Source organism: Mesonia sp. K4-1 (assembly GCF_008017825.1).
GTDB lineage: Bacteria > Bacteroidota > Bacteroidia > Flavobacteriales > Flavobacteriaceae > Mesonia.
Genome location: NZ_VRLS01000049.1, coordinates 1 through 1,259, shown reverse-complemented (window position 1 = coordinate 1,259; position 1,259 = coordinate 1). Strand labels below are relative to the sequence as shown.

Annotated in this window: 1 protein-coding gene; it reads left to right on the top strand. The window is 32.6% G+C overall.

Annotation, left to right across the window (positions count from 1 at the left end; translation table 11 throughout):
- Positions 1-136 precede the first annotated feature (136 nt).
- Positions 137-1,051 (top strand): helix-turn-helix domain-containing protein, encoded by a 915-nt coding sequence (locus FT986_RS08140; protein ID WP_147864652.1) that lies wholly within the window; start codon positions 137-139, stop codon positions 1,049-1,051.
- The last annotated feature ends 208 nt before the right edge of the window (positions 1,052-1,259 follow it).

Here is a 1,259-nt window from a genome sequence, read left to right as displayed (position 1 = left end):
GCAGTCGCCTATTTAGTAGCTCCAGCATTAAGCGTTCAATTGACTCAATTCTTTATTCGGGTCAACAAACCTTTGGTTCCTACTCAAGTTTTTACCGATAAAAGCGAAGCTATTCACTACTTAAAACAATTTTAAAATGGATCCTTTAAAACGAGAACAACGATTAGAACAACTTAGAACCATGATTCACGAACTAGCTAATGGCAATTTTTCTCATCGCATTCCACTCGGTAACCAAAGTGATGACATCGAATCCTTTGGACTAATGCTTAATCTACTTGCTGAAGAATTAGGAAGTTTCTTTGTTCATCCTGGTTCATTTGGAGAAAGAGACATAGAAGATCCTTACTCCTTAATTTTAGATACTGATCTCAACATCACTGCCGTAAATTCTGTTTTCCTTAAGCTCTTAAATTATCCTAAGGAAACAACAATAGATCAACCCATACAACAGTTTCTTCACAGCTCCTCTTTTCATAATTTAAAAAAGCAATTTAAAAATCCTTATAAACGCAAGAAAAAGCCTTTAGTAGTCAAACTCTTAATTACTTTAACACCTCATAACTCATTACCAATAGATTGTTGGGGATATTGTCATATCCTCCACACACGTGAGACCTCCTTATATTTTATCAGAGGTCTACCTATTGTAATTCATAGTCCGCAATCAGTACACACGACTTCTACTGCCCATCCTTCTTTTCGTTCAGATACCGTACTTCAATATCAAGCAGATATTCAAAAAATTAGAGCTGTTCATCAATACATATTAGAGCACCTTCACGAATCTCTTCCTAATACCTTAGCATTATCTAGACTATTTCATATTAACGAAAACAAATTAAAAAAAGGATTTAAGGAACTCTATCAAATCACCATTTTTAAACTTCACTTAGAAAAACGATTAGATCAGGCGATGGTTATGATAAAAAACACCCCCACTTCTTTAAAAGTAGTAGCCCATTCTTTAGGATTTAAAAGTTTTCCGCATTTTTCAAAAGTGTTTAAAGATAAATTTGAATACCCACCAAGTTATTTTAGAAATCGTTAACTATAAAAGTATTGGCTTTACATACCTCAAAATTAAAAATACAGGACAGGTAATCTTTACTCCCTTAAAAATAAATAGAATCATGCACCTTTATGATATCTATTAAAACAAAGGTTATGATTAGTAAAAGAAATAGCTTGGTTATCTTAATTTCTATCTTGGTTCTCTTATTTACGTATATAGGGATTAACCAATTGATTTTTAGAGA

What these genes read in the sequence shown, in the direction of transcription:
- FT986_RS08140 (WP_147864652.1), top strand. Translation starts at nt 137, where the DNA reads ATGGATCCTTTAAAACGAGAACAACGATTAGAACAACTTAGAACCATG.